Origin of the sequence: Micromonospora sp. KC606, assembly GCF_004348675.1 — a bacterium.
GTDB lineage: Bacteria > Actinomycetota > Actinomycetes > Mycobacteriales > Micromonosporaceae > Micromonospora.
The window spans coordinates 45075-63839 of sequence record NZ_SMKN01000001.1 but is presented as its reverse complement, the minus strand read 5'-3'; the positions used below and the strand labels follow the sequence as shown (position 1 = coordinate 63839).

Here is an 18765-nt window from a genome sequence, read left to right as displayed (position 1 = left end):
AGTGTTTGTCGTTCCTGCCTCGGTGATCGGAGACGCCGATCGGGCAGTCTCGGTGATCCCACTCGACGTGAACAGACATTGCCCTCGCCCCGGAGACCCTCGTAGAGGTCGCCGGACGCAGCTGAACGCCTCTGCCCCAGGGGCGAGTACCCGTACCGGACCGATCATGCCTGCGGATGTGCAACGGCCGGGCTGACGCTGTCAGTTTGCCGGCGTCGTGGGGCACGTACCAGTCGCCGAGCACGCGCCGTAGTCCGTACAGCAGGACGCTCGCCGCGATCGATGTAGCTACCCCGATGAGCAGGCCCACGTACCACCGGTCCCGAGGGTCACGGTCGGCCGTGACCGGCAGCGGGGCTCCACGCCCTGCCAACGCGGTTGCGGATCAGCCGACTGCTACGCCTGGTCGAACGCGGCGGCCTGCGCGCCGGAGTACTGCGTCGCGTCGAAGAGGCCGGCAGCAACGGGACCGGTGGAGACGCGATGCTGCGCCGGCTGGCAGGCGATGATGACGTTCCGACGATGTCGGACCGAGGAAGACTCGCCAGAGCAAGACTTGCGTGGCCGCGGTTGACGACGTCTGCGCATCCACCTGGACTGGGATGCCGTGACGAGTGACCCGGGGATCAGGCGCGGAGCGAAGTTCAATCTCCCGGCAACCCTCCTCGCCGGCAGGTGAAAACCCCCGGTCGATGAACGCGTGCCCGTGCCGGCTGGCATACGCCAGCATCACCGGCAAACGATCATGAAGCAGGTTTCAAGGCTTCAAGATCCGGGTTGTAGTACCGGGGTCCTGACCTACACCCTCTCCAAGTAGTACGTCGGCGTACGACCTAATACCCATCCGGGCTGCACCGATTCGCTACCTGAGCTATGCGTCTCCGTTCTGATAGTTTGATGCCGGTCTTCGGGAGAGGCGGGTGTTCCGAAATGGCTCCTCGGCGCGGAGTGTACTTTCTGGCCAATGATTACGTGTTGGATCGGGCCATTGCATTCTTGAACAGTTTTCGGACCTACCACAAATCGTTGCCGCTGTGCTTGATTCCGTTTGCGGACAATATTGACGACCTGCTGCGACTGCAGTCGCGTTTCGACTTTACGATCTGGTCCGGCGACCCGGCCATCCTGGCGGCTTGTGACGACATCAGCCGAGCATTTCACGGAGAGGTCAAGGGACATTACCGCAAGCTGGCCGCCTGGGAGGGTGAGTACGACGAGTTCATCTACGTGGACACGGACACGATCGTGCTGCGGGATATGAGCTTCGCCTACGACTTTCTCGACAAGTTCGCTTTTGTCACGACAGTCTCAGACCATCCGGCCCTCTTTCGGTGGGTGTGGCACGAGTCCATCCACGACGCCGAGGTGTTGACGCCCGACCAGGTCGCGTATGCGGCCGGCACCCAGTTCATCGCCTCGCGCAAGGAGTGCCTGCGGTTCGCCGAAGTGAGCCCGCGGTTGGACGCCGCACTGGCGCTTGCGAGGCACATGGCGCTGGTGACCCTGGAGATGCCGCTGCTGAATTATCTGATGGTGACGTCAGGCCGGCCGTACACCAGCCTGCGGGTGCTGGCCGGGGCGGTCGGCGAGGGTCAGCCGCCGCCGGGCGACATCCCGCAGGAGCGGTGGGCCGGCGACCCGCTCGGCGCGGTGCGCGATGGCCGGCTGGTGACGGACTGGTCGCCGCCGATCTTCCTGGTGCACTGGGCGGGCGTGTGGTGGGAGCTCGAGCGGGGCGAACGTGTCGAACTGCCGCACAACGACCTGTGGAGCTACTACCGGCACCTGGGCAACGCCGAGGATCATTTGGTGGATCTGCCCTGATTACCCTCGATCAGGTAGGCGGCTGCCGCCTTACGGACCGCGTCGACCCGAGAGACAGCCTGCAGCTTCCCGTAGATGTTCGTCAGGTGGCGCTTGACCGTCGCCTCGGTGATGCGTAGCCGGCTGGCGATCTGAGCGTTGCTCAGTGCCTGTGCCGTCAGGCGTAAGACCTCCAGCTCCCGCTCGGTCAGCGCACCCTCGGGCGTGGTGCGCCGCTGTTTGACCAAACGCTCGAGGGTCCGCCGGGACACCGACAGCCGGACGGTCGCCGACTCGCCGGCCGCCGCGATCACCGCCGCGACCAGCTCGGCCCGGTGGATGGTCTTGACCAGGTACGCGACGGCCCCGCATTCGAGCACCTCGTGCACGATGTCGGCGTCGTCATGCATGGTCAGCACGACGGCTCGGGTACGCGGGCACAACCGGCGAAGCTGCCGCAGCACCACGGCGGCGCCCGGGCCAGGCATCTCCACGTCGAGCAGGAGCACGTCGGGCTGCCGTTCGACACAGAGCGCGATGGCCGCCTCGCCGTGTGCCGCCTCGCCGACGACCCGGAGGTACGGATCGGCGGCGAGCATCTCGCGGACCCCGTCGCGAAAGAGGGTCTGGTCGTCGGCGAGCGCCACGGTGACCTCCGCGCTGGCCGGCCTCATACCTGTCCACCCGGCAGCGGCGCTCCGGAACGCAACAACATGTCTTTGCGTACATCGGCCGCTTGCCGCTCAAATTTTCCACCAGCTCGAGTACTTCTCAATAGCACATTGCTCTCACACGAGAGGCGACTTCTTCGGGCATCCAGAACTTCCTGGGAAATTTCCGACATCCGTGGTCTCCTGACGGAAAGCTGTGCAATTTATCAAACAAGCTGGAAGCGCTCCCATTGAAGATACCGCATACAATGTCCGTCCTCCAGCATGGGCGATTTTGGTGCTCCTGCCTATGACCGTTGCGCGTTTCCGATTCCGCACGGTTTCACCCGGGGTACGGCGAGGCGCCGCGGACGAACCGCGCATAGTACGGGGATGAATCCGACGGGTACGGCTTTGGTCGTAGAGGCGGCTACGACTTTCGTATATTGGTGCCTGTCTCCGTAGGTCGCTACTGTTCTGGTCAGTCCCGCAGTGAGGGCACAAATGGCGGAGGTGTTCGGGTGTCCACCAACAATGCGTCGTTTCTTCGGGTGAGTGGCTCAGACCTCGTCGACTCCGACGGCACGCCGGTCACATTGTTCGGCATCGGAGTCGCCGGCTGGCTCAACATGGAGAACTGGATAACTGGTTTTCCGGGATACGAGGAGGGCCAGCGGGCAGCGGTCGGGCAGGTGCTGGGGCCAGGATTGCGGGATTTCTTCTTCGACCGATTTCTCGAGCACTTCTTCACCGCCGATGACGCGGCGTACCTCGCCTCCCTCGGCATCAACATGGTCCGCCTGCCGTTCAGCTACAAGTATCTCGAAAGTGACGACGCGCCGTTTGAGATCAACGAGAACGGCTTTCGCTATCTCGACCGGGTGATCGAGCTCTGCGGCGCGCAGGGCATCCGCACGGTACTCGACCTGCACACCGTTCCCGGCTGGCAACACCAGGACTGGCACTGCGACAACCCCACGCACACCTCGCAATTCTGGGTGCACCGAACGTTCCAGGACCGGGTGGTACACCTGTGGCGGGCGATCGCGTCCCGGTACAAGGACAACCCGTGGGTCGCCGGCTACAACCCGATCAACGAGCCGGCAGATCCGAGCGCCGAGAAGGTGGGCCCGTTCTACCAGCGCCTGGTCGAGGCGATCCGGGAGATCGACCAAAACCACATTCTGTTCCTGGACGGCAACCGGTACGCGCTCGACTTCGACTTCTTCGGCGAGCCGTGGCCCAACACCGTCTACTGCCCGCACGACTACCCGGCGCCGGGGTACACACCGGGCAGCCGCTACCCGGGCCGGCACCGACCCATCCACGTGCTCGACGCTGGCGGCGGCCCGGCGGCCGAGTCGGAGGACGAGGCGTACTGGGACAAGGACGAGGTGGAGCGGAGCTTCCTGCACCGCACCGTCTACATGCGGGAAACGGGCACGCCCATCGTCGTGGGTGAGTTCAACGCCGTGTGGCCGGACGTGGAGGAGGAACGCCTGCGGCTGCTCGGCGACCAGCTCGACGTGTTCCGCAAGTACAACGCGAGCTGGACCTACTGGTCGTACAAGGATGTCGGGGTCGCGGCGCCGCTTCGCCTCGCCGCGAACGGCCCGTACCTGGAGCGGATCCGGCCGATTCTCGAGAAGAAGGCACGCCTGGCGGTGGACCTCTGGGGCGGCGACCGCCGGAAGATGGGTCACGTGCTCGGCCCGATCCACAAGACCCTCGCGCAAGAGTGCCCCGACTGGAACCCGTACCCGTGGGGAAGCGAGTTCATGGTCTGCCGGACGGTCCTGCAGATCCTCTTCTCGGAGGCGCTGTTGCCGCAGTTCGGCGAGCTCTTCCGCGGCATGGGCGAGGACGACATCGACCAGATGATGCGCTCGTTCCGACTGGAGAACTGCCAGCCCTGGCAGCCGCTGGTCGACCTGCTGCGGCGCGACATCGCGGCACGCCGCCAGCACCCCGCCGTTGTCCCAGCCTGATCAGGACCAGGACGCGAGGAAGCGGGCCTTGCGATGCCTGACGTGGTAACAAGGGTCCCGTCCGCGCCGGCGGGGGCGACACTGCGAGCCACCATTACCGCAGGGTTCCGGCTCGACGTGGTCCGAGACCTGTTCGCGCCGGACAACCCGGTGCTGGCGGACGCCTGGGGCCCGGCCCGGCGGCTGCTCGTGGTCCGCGACGACATGGCCGCCGAACGCAGCGAACCGCTGATCGGTTACCTGCGCGCCGCGCAGCGCCGCGGCGATCTGGACGATTTCTACTGCGTCGACGCGGACGCCGGGGCCGCCGGCGACGAACCCCGGGTAGCCGGGGTGGGCGCGTGCGGCTACGTCGTCGAGGCGGCCGTGAAGGCCCAGCTCGGGCGGCGCGACGCGGTGGTCGCGTTCGGCGGTGAGCGCACCGGCCGGGTGGTGGCGGTGGCCGCGGCCTCGTTTCGGCGGCACACCGCGGCGGTCCGCGTCCACCGTGACCTCGCGGCCGTGGTCGGTTGCCTTCGGGACGGACTCCGCGCCGCTCTCGACGAGGAAGGGATCACCGCGCTGGCCCGCCGCACCCACGTGATCGTCGACGAGGAGGGCGTGCTGGCCCGCCCGGCGGAGCGGGTCGCGCTGCTGTCGCTGGCCGTGCTCGACCCGCAGTTGCTCGACCGGCTGGACCGATCAGATGTGGACGGCTGTCAGGCCGACGCGCTCTCGGCGGTCCTCCGGCTGTGCCAGCGGCTCGGCCCGGGCCACCCGGCGTGGCGGAACGGCGAGGCGTGGCTGCCACTGGCCCCCACCGCACTGGCCGAACCGGAGCGGCGGGCCTGGTCCCTGCTGACCGCCGCCCGGGTCGCGCACCGGCTCGGCCGGCTGCCGGCACAGGCCGTACGCGCGCTCGACGGGCTGGCCGAAAGACTGGCTCTACGCCCCGCCGCGGCGGTCGACGCCGCGACCGCGCAACGCTGGGTGGCCAACGCGGCGTCCGGCGACGGCACGGTCACGCTGACGCTGCCTACCGCGGACAGTGCCGGCGAGCCGGTAACGGTGGACAGGGCCGCGCTGGCGCGGGCACTCAGCGATCAGGCGGACCTCTCCGGCGGGTCGAGCCGGCCGGGAAGGGCTACTCGCGGCGCTCTGTCCGACGCGGACCTGACGGCGGTGGCAGGGTTGCCGAGCCGGGGCACCGGGATGGTCATGGGCACCCAGCTCCGGGTCGACGTTCCGGCCAACTTCCCGGTGCGCTTCACCGACGAGGTGCTCGCCCCACACGGCGCCGCCCTCGCCGATCTGCTGCCCGAGCGCTGCCAGGTGCTGGCGGTGGTCGACCCGTACGCGCCGGACCAGGTCGACCGGGTGCATCGGCTGCTGTCCGGGTGCCGGAACCGGGGGTATCTCGCCCGATTCACCGTACTGCCGATCACCGCGACCGAGCACACCAAGAACCTGACCCAGGTGGCCACTGTGCTGCGGGTCGCCGAGGGGCTCGGACTGGGCGGGGACGACCGGTTACTCGTGGTCGGCGGCGGCACCCTGATGGACGTCGTCGGGTACGCGGCCTACCTCTACCGCGGCGACACCCCGTACATCCGGGTGCCCACCACGCTCGTCGGCATGGTCGACGCCGGTGTCGGTCTCAAGGTCGGCGTCAACCTCAACGGCCACAAGAACCTGCTCGGCGCGTACCATCCGCCGCTCGCCTGCCTGTGCGACACGGCGTTCCTGCGCACCCTGGCGCCAGCGGAGTTGCGCTGCGGGCTGGCCGAAGTGATCAAGATGGCGGTGGTCTGCGACGCCGAGCTGTTCGCCCTGGTCGAGCGGCATCACGCCGACGTGCTGGCAGCCCGGGACACCCCGCAGGTGCGGGAGATCCTCGACCGCGCGATCGGGGCGATGCTCCGCCAGCTCTCCGCCAACCCGATCGAAGAGAACCTCCGCCGGTTGCCCGACTTCGGTCATGAGTTCGGCCACGCCCTGGAGTCCATGTCCGGATACCGGCTGCGCCACGGCGAGGCGGTCGCGATCGGCATGGCGCTCTCGTCGTACCTGGCCTTCCGCACCGGATACCTGGGGCGCACCGACCTCGACCGGCTGCTGGCGCTGCTGCGGCGGACCGGCCTCGCACTGTGGAACCCGGTGTGCGACCCGGCCGCGCTCTGGCGCCGGCTGCAGGGGGAGGTGGTGCCGCACAAGGCCGGGTGGCTGCACCTCGTGGTGCCCCGCCGCATCGGCGTCGGCGACTTCATCGACTCAATCGACGAGATCAGTGCCGACCTGGTGGCGGACGCCTGCGCGGAACTCGCGGCCCGGACACACGGTCCTGGCCGCTGACGGGCCCCGGCCGAAAGGAGAGGTGACGGTGACGTCGTTGACTGATGCCGCGTCGATCTGCGTCGACATGGGCGGCACCACCACGCGGATCGGGGTCTGCGTCGGCGGGCGCCTGCTGCCCGGTCCGGTGCGGTTCGCCACCCCCAAGCCGCCCCCGGGCGGCTCGATCCGAGCGGAGCACCTGGACCGGATAGCCGACGCCGTGGCCCGCGTGCGGTCGGAGACGCCAGGGCGGGCGCGCGAGGTCGGGCTCGCGGTGGGTGCCACCGTCGACGCCACGGGCCGGATCCGCAACGCGTCCATGCTGTGGCACGAGCCGAGCGAGGGCTTCGACCTCGCCGCGGCGATGGCGGCCCGACTGCCGTGGGCCAGCATCACGGTCGCCAACGATATTGCCGCCGCGGCCTGGCGGTACCGGTCGCTGGGCCGGTTCGGCCTGGTCACGGTCAGTACCGGCGTCGCGGTCAAGGTTTTCGACGACGCCCTGCCGTTCGACCGCAAGCTGCTCCTCGACGCCGACGGGCTGGGCGGCGAAGTCGGCCACGTCCGTGTCGACCCACCGGCCGAGCTCGACGGCGCCGGCACGCCGTGGTGCGAGTGCGGCAACACCAGCGACCTCTGCTCGTACGTGTCGGGGCCGGCGACAGTGCGGCTCGTGGCGCTGCTCGCCACGGCGTGGCCGCGACGCTGGCGCGATTCGAAGCTGCACGTACTCGCCGAAGGCGTGCCGGAGCGCCTGACCAGTCGCGACCTCGCCCAGGTAGCCAGCACCGCCGACGAGTTCGCCGCCGCGGTGCTGCGGGTGTCCACCCGTCCGCTCGCCGCGCAACTGCTGCACATGTCGGCGCTGCTCGGGCTGCGGCGGTTCGTGGTCATGGGCGGGTTCGCCAACGGCGTCGGCGCGCCGTGGTACGCCGCGCTGCGCGCCAACCTGGGCGAGCTGCTGCCGCAGGGCGGCTGGTTCACCGGATGGACCGCGGACGACCTGGACGCGCTGGTGCGCCCGTCATGCGACGGCGACGGCAGCCTCCTCGGCATGGCGGAGTTCCTGGCCGCCCGCCGCGGCCAGTACCGCGAGCTGCACAAGCCGGTGGGTGAACCGACCGCCACGGTGCGCCTCCGGCCCCGGCCACGCTGCGGCCGGGAGCAGTTCCTGGCCCGCGTCGCGTACGCCGGCATCTGCGGCACGGACCTGCAGATGCTGCGCGGCGAGCGCGGCTGCGAGCCCGGCGTGCTCGGCCACGAGTGCGTCGCCCAGGTCGTCGAGGTGGGCGCGGCCGTGCACGCCGTCGCCCCCGGCCACGTGATCGGGGTCAACCCCAACCATCCCCACGACGACCACGACAAGATCGGCCACAACCAGCCCGGGGTCCTCCGCGAAATCGCGATCTGGGACGGTGCCCTCGCCGAGCGCGGCCAGGCGGTGCGACTACCCGATGAGGGGCGGGCCGAGTGGGTGCTGCTGGAGCCGCTCGCGTGCGCGGTGCGCTCCCTGCGGCTGGCCCGCGACTCCGGCCGCGGTCGGCGGGTCCTGGTGGTCGGCGGTGGAATCTCCGGCCTGCTGCACGTGCTGCTGGCCCGCCGGTGGGGAGCGGAGCGGGTGCTCCTCGCCAACCGCGGCGGCGACCGCCTGCGCCTGGCGGTGGCCCGCGGTGTGGTGTCCGACCAGGACTGCCTGCCGATCTCCGCCGGCCTCGCTGCGGCCGTGCTGGACGCCACCGGCGGCGCCGGCGTCGACGCGGTCGTGGTGTGCGTCTCCGGCGCCGGACCCGACATCCTGGCGGACCTGTGGCCCGCGTTGGCGGACGGTGCCACGGTCCACCTGTTCGGGGGCTTCCTGCCCGGGGACACCGTGCGCGTGCCCGGCGGCGACGCGGTGCAGACCCACCCGATCCGGTGCGGAGAGCGGCGGACGGTGCGACTGCCGGACGGCCGCGCCGGCATTCTGCTCGGCTCGCGTGGTGCCTCGGCCGACGAGTACCGCGAGGCGCTCGACCTCTGCGCGGGCCCCCACGGACTGCGGCTGGGCCCACTGGTCAGCCACGTGGTGTCGCTCGACGCCGCACCGGCCGTCCTGGACGACCTCGCGGCTACCGGACGCGTGAACGGCGATCCGGCGCTGCGCGTGGTGGTCGACCTGACGCTGCCGGGCCGGTTGGTACGTGCGGTCGACGGCACCGCGCTACCCCAGTTGCGAGCGCCGTCATGACCGGACGCTCGCACGCGGCCGGACCAGCGCGCGGCGGCATGACCCGCCTCGCCGCGCTCGACTCCGACGCGCTGTGGTCCGCGGTACTCTCCGCCGCGGCCGGCTCCCGCGCGGGCGCGGCGGGCGTCGTGGCCGAGCAGTGCACGACCGCTGGTTCGGCGCGGCTGGGCTGGGCCTCGCCGCCACCGTGGAGCGCGGTTCGGCAGAGCGTCGCCGCCGTCCAGGCCGCCCTCAACGTGCCGGCCGGGGCCGAGGTGGTGCTGCTGGGTACCGGCGGCTGGTGTTTCGCCGTGCGGGCGCTGATCGAGACGACCGGCGGCAGCGCTGGCCTGACAACGCTGGACAGCCTCGACCCCGCCGCGATCGAGCAGGTACTGGCCGCGGGTGCCGGGGCGTCGCGAGGGGTCCTCGCGGTATCCGGCTCCGGCGCGACGCTGGAGACCCGACGGCTGGCCGAGGCGGTACCCCCACGCGGTGGCGGCCGGCTCGTGTGGCTGCGCGACGAAGGGGCACCGCCCGACACGTTTCCGCTGTCCCCGCGTGGCGGCCCCGACCAGGTGGCGATGCTCGGCGCCCCGCTGTCCACCGCGTTTCTGGCCGCCGCTGCCGTCGTGGACGGTGCCGCGCTCGCCGCCGCGTACCCGCGATTCCTGGCCCGGCACCACCGGATCGGCGCTGCGGCGGCCCGGCACGCCGTCGCGGTGCCGCCGGAGGGCACCCCGCGCCTGCGGTTCGTGGTGCCGCCCTGGGCCGGGCCGGGACTGCGGCGCTGGCTGCTGCAGCTCGGTCGGCAGGTGCTCGGCGGCAAGCCCGGCGGCTTTCGACCCACGGTGGAGCTTCAGTCCACGGTGGAGGTCGCGCCCGCCGGTGTCGACGCCGATCCACCCGACGTCGTCCTCGACCTCGGCGGTCTGCGTCGCGACCTGCCAGCGCTGCTCGACGGGCTGTACGCCGCCGGGGTGTTCGTGGCGAGCGTCGGCCTGCGCGCGGGCCTCGGCGTCGCCGACCACGCGAACGTGCGCGTGTACAAGGAGCGCCTGGCACACCCCGACCCCGACGACCCGTCCTGCCCGCCGGTCGCCGCGGCCGACCTGCCCGGTGCCGCCTCGGCCTGGCTGGCATCCCGACCGGAGTTGGCGCGGCTGCACGTCGTCGGGTACTGGTCGGACGCCGAGCGGAACATCCCGCCCGCCGGCCAATTCGCCGCAGCCACCGGGCGCCCGTGCGAGGTGCACGAGGGCAGTGCCTGGAACCACCACTCCTTCCAGGCCGTGTACCCCGATCCGACGGTAGCGGTGCTGATCGTCACCCGCGGCGCCGAAACCGACGTCGGCGCTGCCCCGCCGGACCGCGCCGCCGCCCGGACGCTGCGCCGGATCGCCGCCGCCACCCACCGGTCACTGCCGGGCCGCAGCCTGCTGGTGCCGTTGGCCACGGCGGACCGGGCCGAGTTCCCCACAGTACTCACGGGAGGTGGGTGACGTGCGCGCTCCCGCGGCCGTGCTCTTCGACGTCGACGGCGTGTTGCTGGATACCGGTGACCTGTTCCGGGGAGTGTGGAGCCGCTGGGCGGCCGGCCATGGGCTTGATCCGGGCCGCGTGCTCGCACGCACGTCCGGCCGCCGCACGGCCGACGTGTTGGACGAGGTCGCCCCACATCTCGATCCCGCGGTCGAACGGCAGGCCCTGGACGCCCTGACCCGGGAACGGATGGCCGAGGTGCGCCCGGTTTCGGGTGCCGCGCCGCTGCTGCGGGCCTGCCGGCGCCTCCCCTGGGCCATCGTGACCTCCGGTAGCCGGTGGTTCGTGGGTGAGTGCTTCCGGTCGACCGGACTGCCGCTGCCCGCGGTGGCCGTGTACGACGAGGACGTCCGGCACGGCAAGCCCGCTCCGGAGGGGTACGTCACCGCGGCCCGTCGGCTGGGTGTGACCCCGGACCGCTGCGTCGTAATCGAGGACGCGCCCGACGGAGTACGGGCGGCGAAAAGCGCCGGATGCGCGGTGTTCGCGGTCACCACTACGCACACGCCGGCGCAGCTTGCCGAGGCCGACGCGTGTGCGCCGACGCTCGCGGCGGTGCGCGATCTGCTGTGGAGGGCACGGGACGAGGGGGTTGACAGATGACTGGCGACACGGTGTTGCGAATACGCGGCCTGCGCAAGCGATACCGGCAGGTGACAGCCGTGGACGGGGTGGACGTCAGTATCGCCGCCGGCGAGCGGGTGGCCCTCGTCGGGCCCAACGGTGCCGGCAAGACCACCACGCTGATGAGCTGTCTCGGAGCCGTCCAGCCGGACGGCGGCACGGTGGAACTGTTGGGACAGCGCAGCCGCCGGGCCCGCCGCTCGGCACTGGCCCGGGTGGGGTTCGCCTCCGGCTACCTACCGCTCCCGCCGCACCTGCGGGTCTTGGAGTTCTTGACGCTGTACGCCCGGCTGTACGGCTCGACAAGCCCACGCGAACAGGCCCGAGCGGGGCTCCGCCTGTTTGATGTGGACGGCCTGGCGGACCGCTGGGGCGGCGACCTGTCCAGCGGGCAGCGGACCATGATCGGTGTGGTCAAGGCGACCATGCACGCGCCCGCGTTGCTGGTGCTCGACGAGCCCACCGCCTCGCTCGACCCGGACGTCGCGCTGCGGGTACGCAGCCGCCTGCTCGATTTGTGTCGCCGGCAGGGCACCGCACTGCTGATCACAAGCCACAACATGGTGGAGGTGGAGCGGTTGGCGCAGCGAGTGATCTTCCTGGCGGCCGGGCGGGTGCTGGTCGACGGGCCGCTGGAAACGATCGCCGCGCAACTCGGGCAGTCCAGCCTGGAGGACGTGTACCTGCGCCTACGGGAGGCCACCGCGGACGACGAGGCCGCCAACGCGGGAGCGTCGTCATGAGCGCCGCCAGGATGACCGCCGCGGCGGGCAGCGCGCCGCGGCGGATCGCCGCCGTGGTGGTCCGGCACTGGTACGTGACCCGGCGCAGCCCGTACCGCTTCGTCGACGTCGCGGTCTGGCCGGTCTTCGACATGCTCCTGTACGGCTCGATCGCGATGTACGTGCGCCAGGCGGGCGGCGACGCCGCGACCCGTACCGCGCTCTCCGTGGTGGCCGGCATCGTCATGTGGCACGTCATGTACCAGTCCCAGATCGCCGTTTCGGCCAGCTTCTTCGAGGAGATCTACGCGCGCCAGTTGCCGAGCCTGCTCACCACGCCGCTGCGCCCGGTCGAGTGGGTGGCCGGCGCGGCCCTACAGGGACTGATCCGCGTCGGCGTGGGGATAGCCGCGGTGACCGTGGCGGCGGCCGTCCTGTTCAGCTTCGACCTCACCGACTCGGGCGGCGCCATCGTCCCGGTGATGGCGCTGCTGCTGCTGACCGGCTGGGCGGTCGCGCTGATCGTGATGGGCGTGGTGATGTTTCTCGGCTCGGGCACCGAGACGCTCGCCTTCACGCTGCTCTTCATCGTGCTGCCTCTGTCCGGCGCGTTCTACCCGGTGTCGGTGCTGCCGGAGGCGATCCGGCCGGTCTCGGCCGTGTTGCCGACGACATACACCTTCAGCGCGGCCCGCGCGGTGGCGACCGGCGACCCGTCGCCCTGGGGCGAGATCGGCGTGGCCGCGCTGGCCACGGCCGCGTTGATGGTGGCAGCGTTCGCGTTCGCGACGTTCTCGCTACAGGTGTTCCAGCGGCGCGGCTTCGTTAGCCGCTACCAGTGAGGGCCGGTGACGGCGATGTCGACGACCACAGCGATGCCGACCGTCACGACGACGCGCGCGACCGCGCCGGGGTACCTCGCTCGGTTCGCGCCGGGCGCGGAGACCGGCGCGCCGCGGTCGTTCGACGGCGACGTTTCGGCTCCCGGCGTAACCGTGCTCATTCCCACCTACAGCCCGCCCGGCGGCGGGCGCACCGTAAGCCTGTGGCTGTGTCTGTCCACCGTGCTCGCCGCTGTGCCGGGCGCCGCCCTACTGGTGGTGGACAACGGACTTTCGGTGCCGGACGCCCGGGTGGTCGGGGAACTGCTGCGCGGCACCGGCCGCGAACACCGCATCATCGCCGCGCCGCGGGCGTCCGGCACGCGTTACACCGCGGCGCAGGCGCGCAACGCCGGGCTCGCGTTCCTCGCGCACACGGACGGGTCGGCGCTGCGGCGCCGGCTGCTGCTCTTCCTGGACGATGACACCGCGCTGGCGCCGGGCGCGTTGGCGCGGCTGCAGGCCACCTTGGACACAAACCCGCGCGCCATCGCTGCGTGCCCCCGAGTCGTTCCCGTGCCGGACCTCGACGGCTGGCTGAGGCGCCGGCCGGGCGGCGCGACGACGCTCACTCACGGCGTGCCCGGGACAACCGGGCACGCCCCCGCCACCGCATCGCGGCGGCTGCCCGGCGCACTGAACGGCGACGGGTACGACCTGCTGTCGGTCACCTCCCACGGCAGCCTAATCACCGGCCGCACTGTCGGGCTGCTCGTCCGGCAGGACCCGGTGCTGTGGTGGATCCGCCACCGTGGCCCGCTGTTCTACGAGGGCACTCCCTACGGCAGTTCCGAGGACATGCTCGCGATGGCGTTGCTGTCCCGCCTCGGCGAGTTGTGGGCGGTGCCGGCCGCCGAGGTCGTCGACGAGGCGCGCAAAACCCCCGGCGCGACCCGAGCCCAGCAGTTCGCCTGGGGGTACGACCACGCCTGGCTGGCTCGCGCCCTGGCCGAGGCCGGCGCGATCCCGCCCGGGGTGAACGCGCTCGCCTGGCGGGACACCGGTTGGGTTGAGTACCGCTTCGCGGACTGGGGCCCGCACGCCGGGTTTCTCATCAATCCGGCCGAACTGCGCCTGGGGTACCGCATGCTGCGCGCGATCACCGCGGACCAGGAGGTTGCGGGGGCGATGTTCGGCGTGGACGCCGGCCGGGTGCGTGCCGGCACTCACGCTCTGGGCAGGGTGTTGCGGCGCTGGCACGCGAGCGCCGGCGCGGCGTCGTGCCGGCCGCGCCCGGACCTCCCGCCGAGGGCCGGCAGGGACTGGGCCGGCCTGCGCGACGGCATGGACGCCCTGGTCGGTCACCTGGCCGGCAACGTAGTCGGCAGCCTCGACCACGGGCCGTTCTTCCTCTATGGCGCCCGGCAGCCGGCGGTCGCCCCACCATCCTGATTGGAGTACGACATGACCTACCGCGTCGGTATCGTCGGAGCCGGCTTCCTCACCCGGCACTCCCTGATCCCGGCACTGCGGGACATGCCCGGCGGCCGCCTCGCGGCGGTGCTGGACCCGGACCCGCAGGCCCTTGCCATGGCGGCCCCGGACTGCCCGGACGCCTTTCTCACCACCGACAAAGACGCCTTCTTCGACGTCGTCATGGACGCGGTACACGTGGCCACGCCCAACCACCTGCATGAGCGCTTCACCATCCGCGCCCTGGAACGCGGCCTCGCCGTCGTGGTGGACAAGCCGCTGGCGCACACCGTCGCATCCGGACGAAACATCGTGACCGCCGGGGCCGGCGCCGCAGCTCCCGCCATCGTCGGGTACATGTCGAAGCACAACGTCTACAACCGGGAGGCACGCCGGTTGGTCGCCGCGGGCGCCATCGGTACGCCGCAAGCGATGGTCGCGGCCCGCCTCGGATGGCGCAAGGACGACTGGCGCAGCAGGCCGGCCGAGAGCGGTCTGGGCTGCCTCGCCGACCTCGGCATCTACCCGGTGCTCACCGCGATCGACATTTTCGGCGCCGACCCGGTGCGCTGCCAGGCCGCCGCCTGGCCGGTGGGCGACCCGACTCGAACGGATCTCTACGCGCAAGCCACGCTCTGGTTCGACGACCGCCGGTACCTGCACTTCGAGACCGCGGCCACGTTCCATGAGCAGCCCGCATCTGCCGAGGTGGCGAGCTACACCGTGGTCGGCGACGCCGGCATCATCCAGGTCACGGGGGCCTGGCAGATGGACGGCACCGGCGCGTTGCAGATGTGCGACACCTCGGGTTGGCGCCCAGCCGCTGCCTTGACGCCGGTCGATCCGTACCGCAGCCAGTACGAGCTGCTTGCCCGCTGCGCGGCCGGCGAGCCGGTGCCCGGCGAGGTAAGCCTGGAGCGCGGGCTGCGTGACCTGGAGATCCTGTACGTGATCGCGGACACCGCCGCCGCGAGGGCAGGCGCCGGCGCCGTGCAGGTGTCCGGCGGCGCACCGCTGGCCGAAGTCCGGTGAGCGGCGTGCGCCCGGTCCTGCACAGTTACGCGCTGCGCGACTACCCATTGGGGCACGTGCTGCGGGTCGCCGCCGCCGACGCGTGGCCGGCGATCGAGCTGTCGTCGTGGCACTTCGATCCGGAGTTCGACGCCGAAAACGTCCGCAGTGGCATCGCCGCCGCCGTGCGGACCGGTCGCCGGTACGGCGTGGAGGTGTTCTGCGCCGACTACTGGGCGGTCTTCACCGCCGCCGACGAGGCGGAGCGCGCGATGTGGGTGGAGAAGGTCTGTACCGTCGTCGACGCCTGCGCCGCCAACGGCATCGCGCTCGTCAACGGCGCCGGCGGGTGGCTGGTGCGCGACGGGCAGGACTGGGACCGTGACTGGACGGGCAACGGCAGCGCGTTGGCGTCCGACGTACATCTGAAGTGGGTCGCCGACTGCTATCGGCGGGTCGCCGCGTACGCGGCCGAGCGAGGCGTACGCGTGGCGGTCGAGGTGCACCCCAACACGGTCCACGACACGGTGGCCGCCACCGCCCGCCTCCTCGACCTCGCCGACCACGACAACCTGGTCGTCACCCTCGACCCCGCCAACGCCGTCGCGCTCGGCGCCGACGACCGCGACCCGGCGGTGATCGATCTGGTGGCCGGTCGGGTGGCGTACTTCCACCTGAAGAACTGCCTGATCCGGGGCGGCGCCGCCGATTTCACGGTCGACGCGGCCGCCGGAGTCGTCGACAACTACCGGTGGCTGGCGCGGCTCGCCCGGATACCGGCGGTGACGGAGGTGGGTGTGGAGTACTGCGGTGACGGCGACCCGCACCCCCGGCTCACCGCCGGCCGCCGGTACCTGGAGGACACCCTGCGGCTGGTGACCACCGACCACGACAGCTAGTGTCCTGGGTCGTTGATTCGTTGGCAGTATGCGGCGATTGTTTCGAGGACGTCGTCAGCCGTTTCGGTCCACACGAAGGGCTTGGGGTCGCTCCTCCGCGAAGGGCCGGATGAAGGTGTACGCGCCGAAGTGGCCGAGCACGTACAGCGTCACGGCGACCATCACTCGGCGCAGTTGCGCGTGTTGGAGCGGGAGTCGGAAGACCTCCCGGACTGGGACGACGTTCTCCGAGGGCAGCGAGGGAATGACCACGGTGACCGCGAGGAACACCAGCAGGCTGAGGCCGGCCCAGATGAGGAAGGTGGCGCGCCAGTTGGTGAGGCTTTCCAGGAACGTACCGAGCGGAATGCCCACCACTGCGGCGATCGAGATGCCGGACAACGCGATCGCTGATGCCCGGGGGGCGAGGCGTCCCGGTACGAGGCGCATTGCCATGCTCACGCCGATTGCCCAGAAGACGCCGTTGGCGAATCCCATGACGAGCCGGGTCGTGAGGATCAGCGCGAAGTTCGGCGAGACGGCGGTGAGCAGGTTCCCCAGGGCCAGGATCGCCAGGAGCACGGACAGCAGGACGCGCCGGTTGATGCGCCTGGTCCACGCGACGATGAACGGCACGCCGAGCCCGGCAGAGATGCCGTACAGCGTGACCATCAACCCGGCGACGCCCGCGGATACACCCAGGTTCGCGCTCACCGGGGTGAGTAGGCCCACGGGCATCAGCTCGGTGGTGACGAAGGTGAACAGACTGGCGGTGATGACGGCGACACCCAGCCACGACCTCCGGGTCGAGTATGGGTGCGCATCTGTTGTGACCATGTCTTCTCTCTTGTCGGAGGGGCGTGAGGTCGGCGATGGCGCCCGTGTCATCGGCGGCGTGCGCCGACCGTCGGCGGCGAAGTCGGTCCAGACGCCGGGTTGTCGTTGTCCGGGGAGTCGTCGGGACGCCGCCGTGACCTAGGTGGCCGTGGTTGCGCGAGCAGCACGGCGACGATGATCGCGATGACGCCGACCATTTGGACGATCGAGAGCGTCTGGCGCAAAAAGAGGTATCCGAGGAGGGTCGCGACGATCGGGCTGCCCAGGGCGAGGAAGGAGACCGCCAGTGCGGGCAAGCGCTCGATCCCGCGGAACCACAGCGCGTAGCTGAGGACGGCGCCGGCGGAGGTGAGATAGGCGAACCCGATGATGTTGGACCCGGTGAGGGTGGCCGGCAGCCCTTCGAGGATCAGGGTCAACGGCAGGGATACGAGTCCGCCGGCGATCAGCTGCCATCCGGTGAAGGGCAGTAGTCCTACCCGATCCGGGCGTCCCCACCGTTTGGTAAGCGTGATGCCGACGGCCATGCAGGCTGCTGCGGCGAGCGCCGCGACCACGCCCACGGTGTCAAGGGCCGCTGTCTCCCTGTAGACCAGCATCGCGACACCGGCCGTGCCCAGGAGACAGGCCAGCATGTGCGTGCCCCGGATCTTGTCGCCGATGAGCAGCGCCGCCAGGATCAGGACGATCATCGGCTGTACGGCCATGATCATCGCCGCGATGCCACCGGGCAGGCGGTAGGCCGCGACGAACAGCAGGACGTTGAACGCGCCGATGTTGAGCGTGCCGAGCACCGACGACCGCCACCACCACGTCCCGGTCGGCAGCAGGCGGGTGAGGGCCAGCAGGATCAGCCCTCCGGGAAGCGCCCGAGCGGTGGTGGCCAGCAGTGGCCGGTCGGGTGGCAACCATTCGGTGGTCACCAGGTATGTGCTTCCCCAGATCGCCGGCGCCAGGGCCGTGACACCTGCGGGGAGGAGTCGATGGCCGCCCTTCATGCCGCACCGCCTCCCTTTTCAGGATTTCCGGCGCCGACGTCGGACACCACGTAGGGGTTGACGTTCGGCCTGCTTCTAGTCGAAGAGGGCATCGCGGTCACGAGTCCGCTTGAGCTCGAAGAAGCCGTCGGTGCCGGCCAGGGCGAGGACGGCGTCCCAAAGCCGGCCGGCGGCCTCGCCGCGCGGTGCCGGGGACATCACCGGACCGAAGAACGCGATGCGTTCGCGGCTGGGCCCGGGAACGTGGATGACGGGGGTGCCGACCTCGGAGCCGACCGGGTTCATGCCGGCGTGATGACTGTCCCGCAGCGCCTTGTCATAGTCGGTCGTGTTCGCCGCGTTGGCGAGTTCCGCCGGCAGGTCGACGTCGGCGAGCGAGGCGAGGATCATGTCCCGGCCCAGGCCGGCCCTGCGGTGGTGAATCCGGGTGGCCATCGCGATGTAGAGGGCCCGCAGGGCCTCGGGGCCGTGCTGCTGCTCGACGGCGATGCAGACACGCACCGAGGCCCAGCCTTCGACCATTGGCTTGCGGTATTTCTCCGGCACCTCGCGGCCCTCGTTGAGCACCGAGAGGCTCATCACGTGGAAGCGCGCCTCGACGGATCGGACCTGTTCGACCTCGAACAGCCAGCGGGAGGCGATCCACGCCCAGGGGCAGCGGGGGTCGACCCAGACGTCGGCGACGGTCTCCGCCGGCCGCTCGGGTGCAGTGACGTTCATGGTCAATTCGTCCTCTCGAATGAGATGTGCTGCCGTCGGGTGCCCACGGTCGTCGATGGCGAGGTTCCGCGAATGGCCGCTCGACGTGGGTTCCGGCCCGGACAGCGGCTGTGAGTTACCGGTCTTGTTCGAAGTTTCACCCGGAATTGATCAATGAGTCCAACACACGTTTGTCATCC

15 protein-coding genes are annotated in these 18765 nt (G+C 70.7%); 11 read left to right on the top strand and 4 right to left on the bottom strand.

Annotation, left to right across the window (positions count from 1 at the left end):
- The first annotated feature begins 948 nt into the window (after positions 1-948).
- Positions 949-1824 (top strand): hypothetical protein, encoded by an 876-nt coding sequence (locus tag E1193_RS00310; RefSeq protein WP_132179046.1) that lies wholly within the window; start codon positions 949-951, stop codon positions 1822-1824.
- Here the strand turns inward: E1193_RS00310 and E1193_RS00305 are convergent.
- On the bottom strand, positions 1803-2477 hold the full coding sequence (locus tag E1193_RS00305) for a response regulator transcription factor (protein WP_132179044.1): 675 nt from the start codon (positions 2475-2477) through the stop codon (positions 1803-1805). The two genes, E1193_RS00310 and E1193_RS00305, sit on opposite strands and share 22 nt — an antisense overlap.
- Before the next feature lie 527 nt (positions 2478-3004).
- On the opposite strand from E1193_RS00305, the gene E1193_RS00300 reads away from it, so the two are divergent.
- Genes E1193_RS00300 through E1193_RS00260 form a run of 10 tightly spaced genes read left to right on the top strand, consistent with a single transcriptional unit; the run spans position 3005 to position 16052 of the window.
- A complete protein-coding gene (locus tag E1193_RS00300; protein WP_207922463.1) occupies positions 3005-4441 on the top strand; it encodes a glycoside hydrolase family 5 protein in 1437 nt (478 codons plus the stop codon).
- 33 nt (positions 4442-4474) lie between these two features.
- A complete protein-coding gene (locus tag E1193_RS00295; protein WP_132179042.1) occupies positions 4475-6772 on the top strand; it encodes an iron-containing alcohol dehydrogenase in 2298 nt (765 codons plus the stop codon).
- 28 nt (positions 6773-6800) lie between these two features.
- Positions 6801-8981: an ROK family protein gene (locus tag E1193_RS00290; protein WP_132179040.1), complete on the top strand. Its 2181-nt coding sequence runs from the start codon at positions 6801-6803 to the stop codon at positions 8979-8981.
- Positions 8978-10462, top strand: a complete 1485-nt coding sequence (locus tag E1193_RS31590) for a hypothetical protein (protein ID WP_165945548.1) — start codon at positions 8978-8980, stop codon at positions 10460-10462. The genes E1193_RS00290 and E1193_RS31590 overlap by 4 nt, the downstream gene beginning before the upstream one ends.
- 1 nt (position 10463) lies before the next feature.
- Positions 10464-11105: an HAD-IA family hydrolase gene (locus E1193_RS00285; RefSeq protein ID WP_165945547.1), complete on the top strand. Its 642-nt coding sequence runs from the start codon at positions 10464-10466 to the stop codon at positions 11103-11105.
- A complete protein-coding gene (locus tag E1193_RS00280) occupies positions 11102-11869 on the top strand; it encodes an ABC transporter ATP-binding protein (RefSeq protein ID WP_132179036.1) in 768 nt (255 codons plus the stop codon). Before E1193_RS00285 ends, E1193_RS00280 begins: the two co-directional genes overlap by 4 nt.
- Positions 11866-12690, top strand: coding sequence for an ABC transporter permease (locus tag E1193_RS00275; RefSeq protein ID WP_132179034.1), 825 nt, complete (start codon positions 11866-11868; stop codon positions 12688-12690). The genes E1193_RS00280 and E1193_RS00275 overlap by 4 nt, the downstream gene beginning before the upstream one ends.
- Positions 12691-12705: 15 nt before the next feature.
- Complete coding sequence (locus tag E1193_RS00270) at positions 12706-14121, top strand: glycosyltransferase (protein WP_132179032.1); 1416 nt, start codon at positions 12706-12708, stop codon at positions 14119-14121.
- Positions 14122-14133: 12 nt separating this feature from the next.
- Positions 14134-15174, top strand: a complete 1041-nt coding sequence (locus E1193_RS00265) for a Gfo/Idh/MocA family oxidoreductase (RefSeq protein ID WP_132179030.1) — start codon at positions 14134-14136, stop codon at positions 15172-15174.
- A 5-nt stretch (positions 15175-15179) separates the two neighbouring features.
- Positions 15180-16052, top strand: a complete 873-nt coding sequence (locus E1193_RS00260) for a TIM barrel protein (protein WP_165945546.1) — start codon at positions 15180-15182, stop codon at positions 16050-16052.
- Positions 16053-16106: 54 nt separating this feature from the next.
- On the opposite strand, the gene E1193_RS00255 is transcribed toward E1193_RS00260, so the two are convergent.
- The 3 genes from E1193_RS00255 to E1193_RS00245 form a co-directional block, all read right to left on the bottom strand.
- The gene (locus tag E1193_RS00255) at positions 16107-16868 is read right to left on the bottom strand and encodes an MFS transporter (RefSeq protein WP_132179026.1); all 762 of its coding nucleotides are present in this window, start codon (positions 16866-16868) and stop codon (positions 16107-16109) included.
- Positions 16869-16915: 47 nt separating this feature from the next.
- Positions 16916-17866, bottom strand: a complete 951-nt coding sequence (locus E1193_RS00250) for an EamA family transporter (protein WP_132179025.1) — start codon at positions 17864-17866, stop codon at positions 16916-16918.
- A gap of 75 nt (positions 17867-17941) precedes the next feature.
- Positions 17942-18586, bottom strand: a complete 645-nt coding sequence (locus tag E1193_RS00245) for a disulfide bond formation protein DsbA (protein WP_132179023.1) — start codon at positions 18584-18586, stop codon at positions 17942-17944.
- Positions 18587-18765 lie beyond the last annotated feature (179 nt).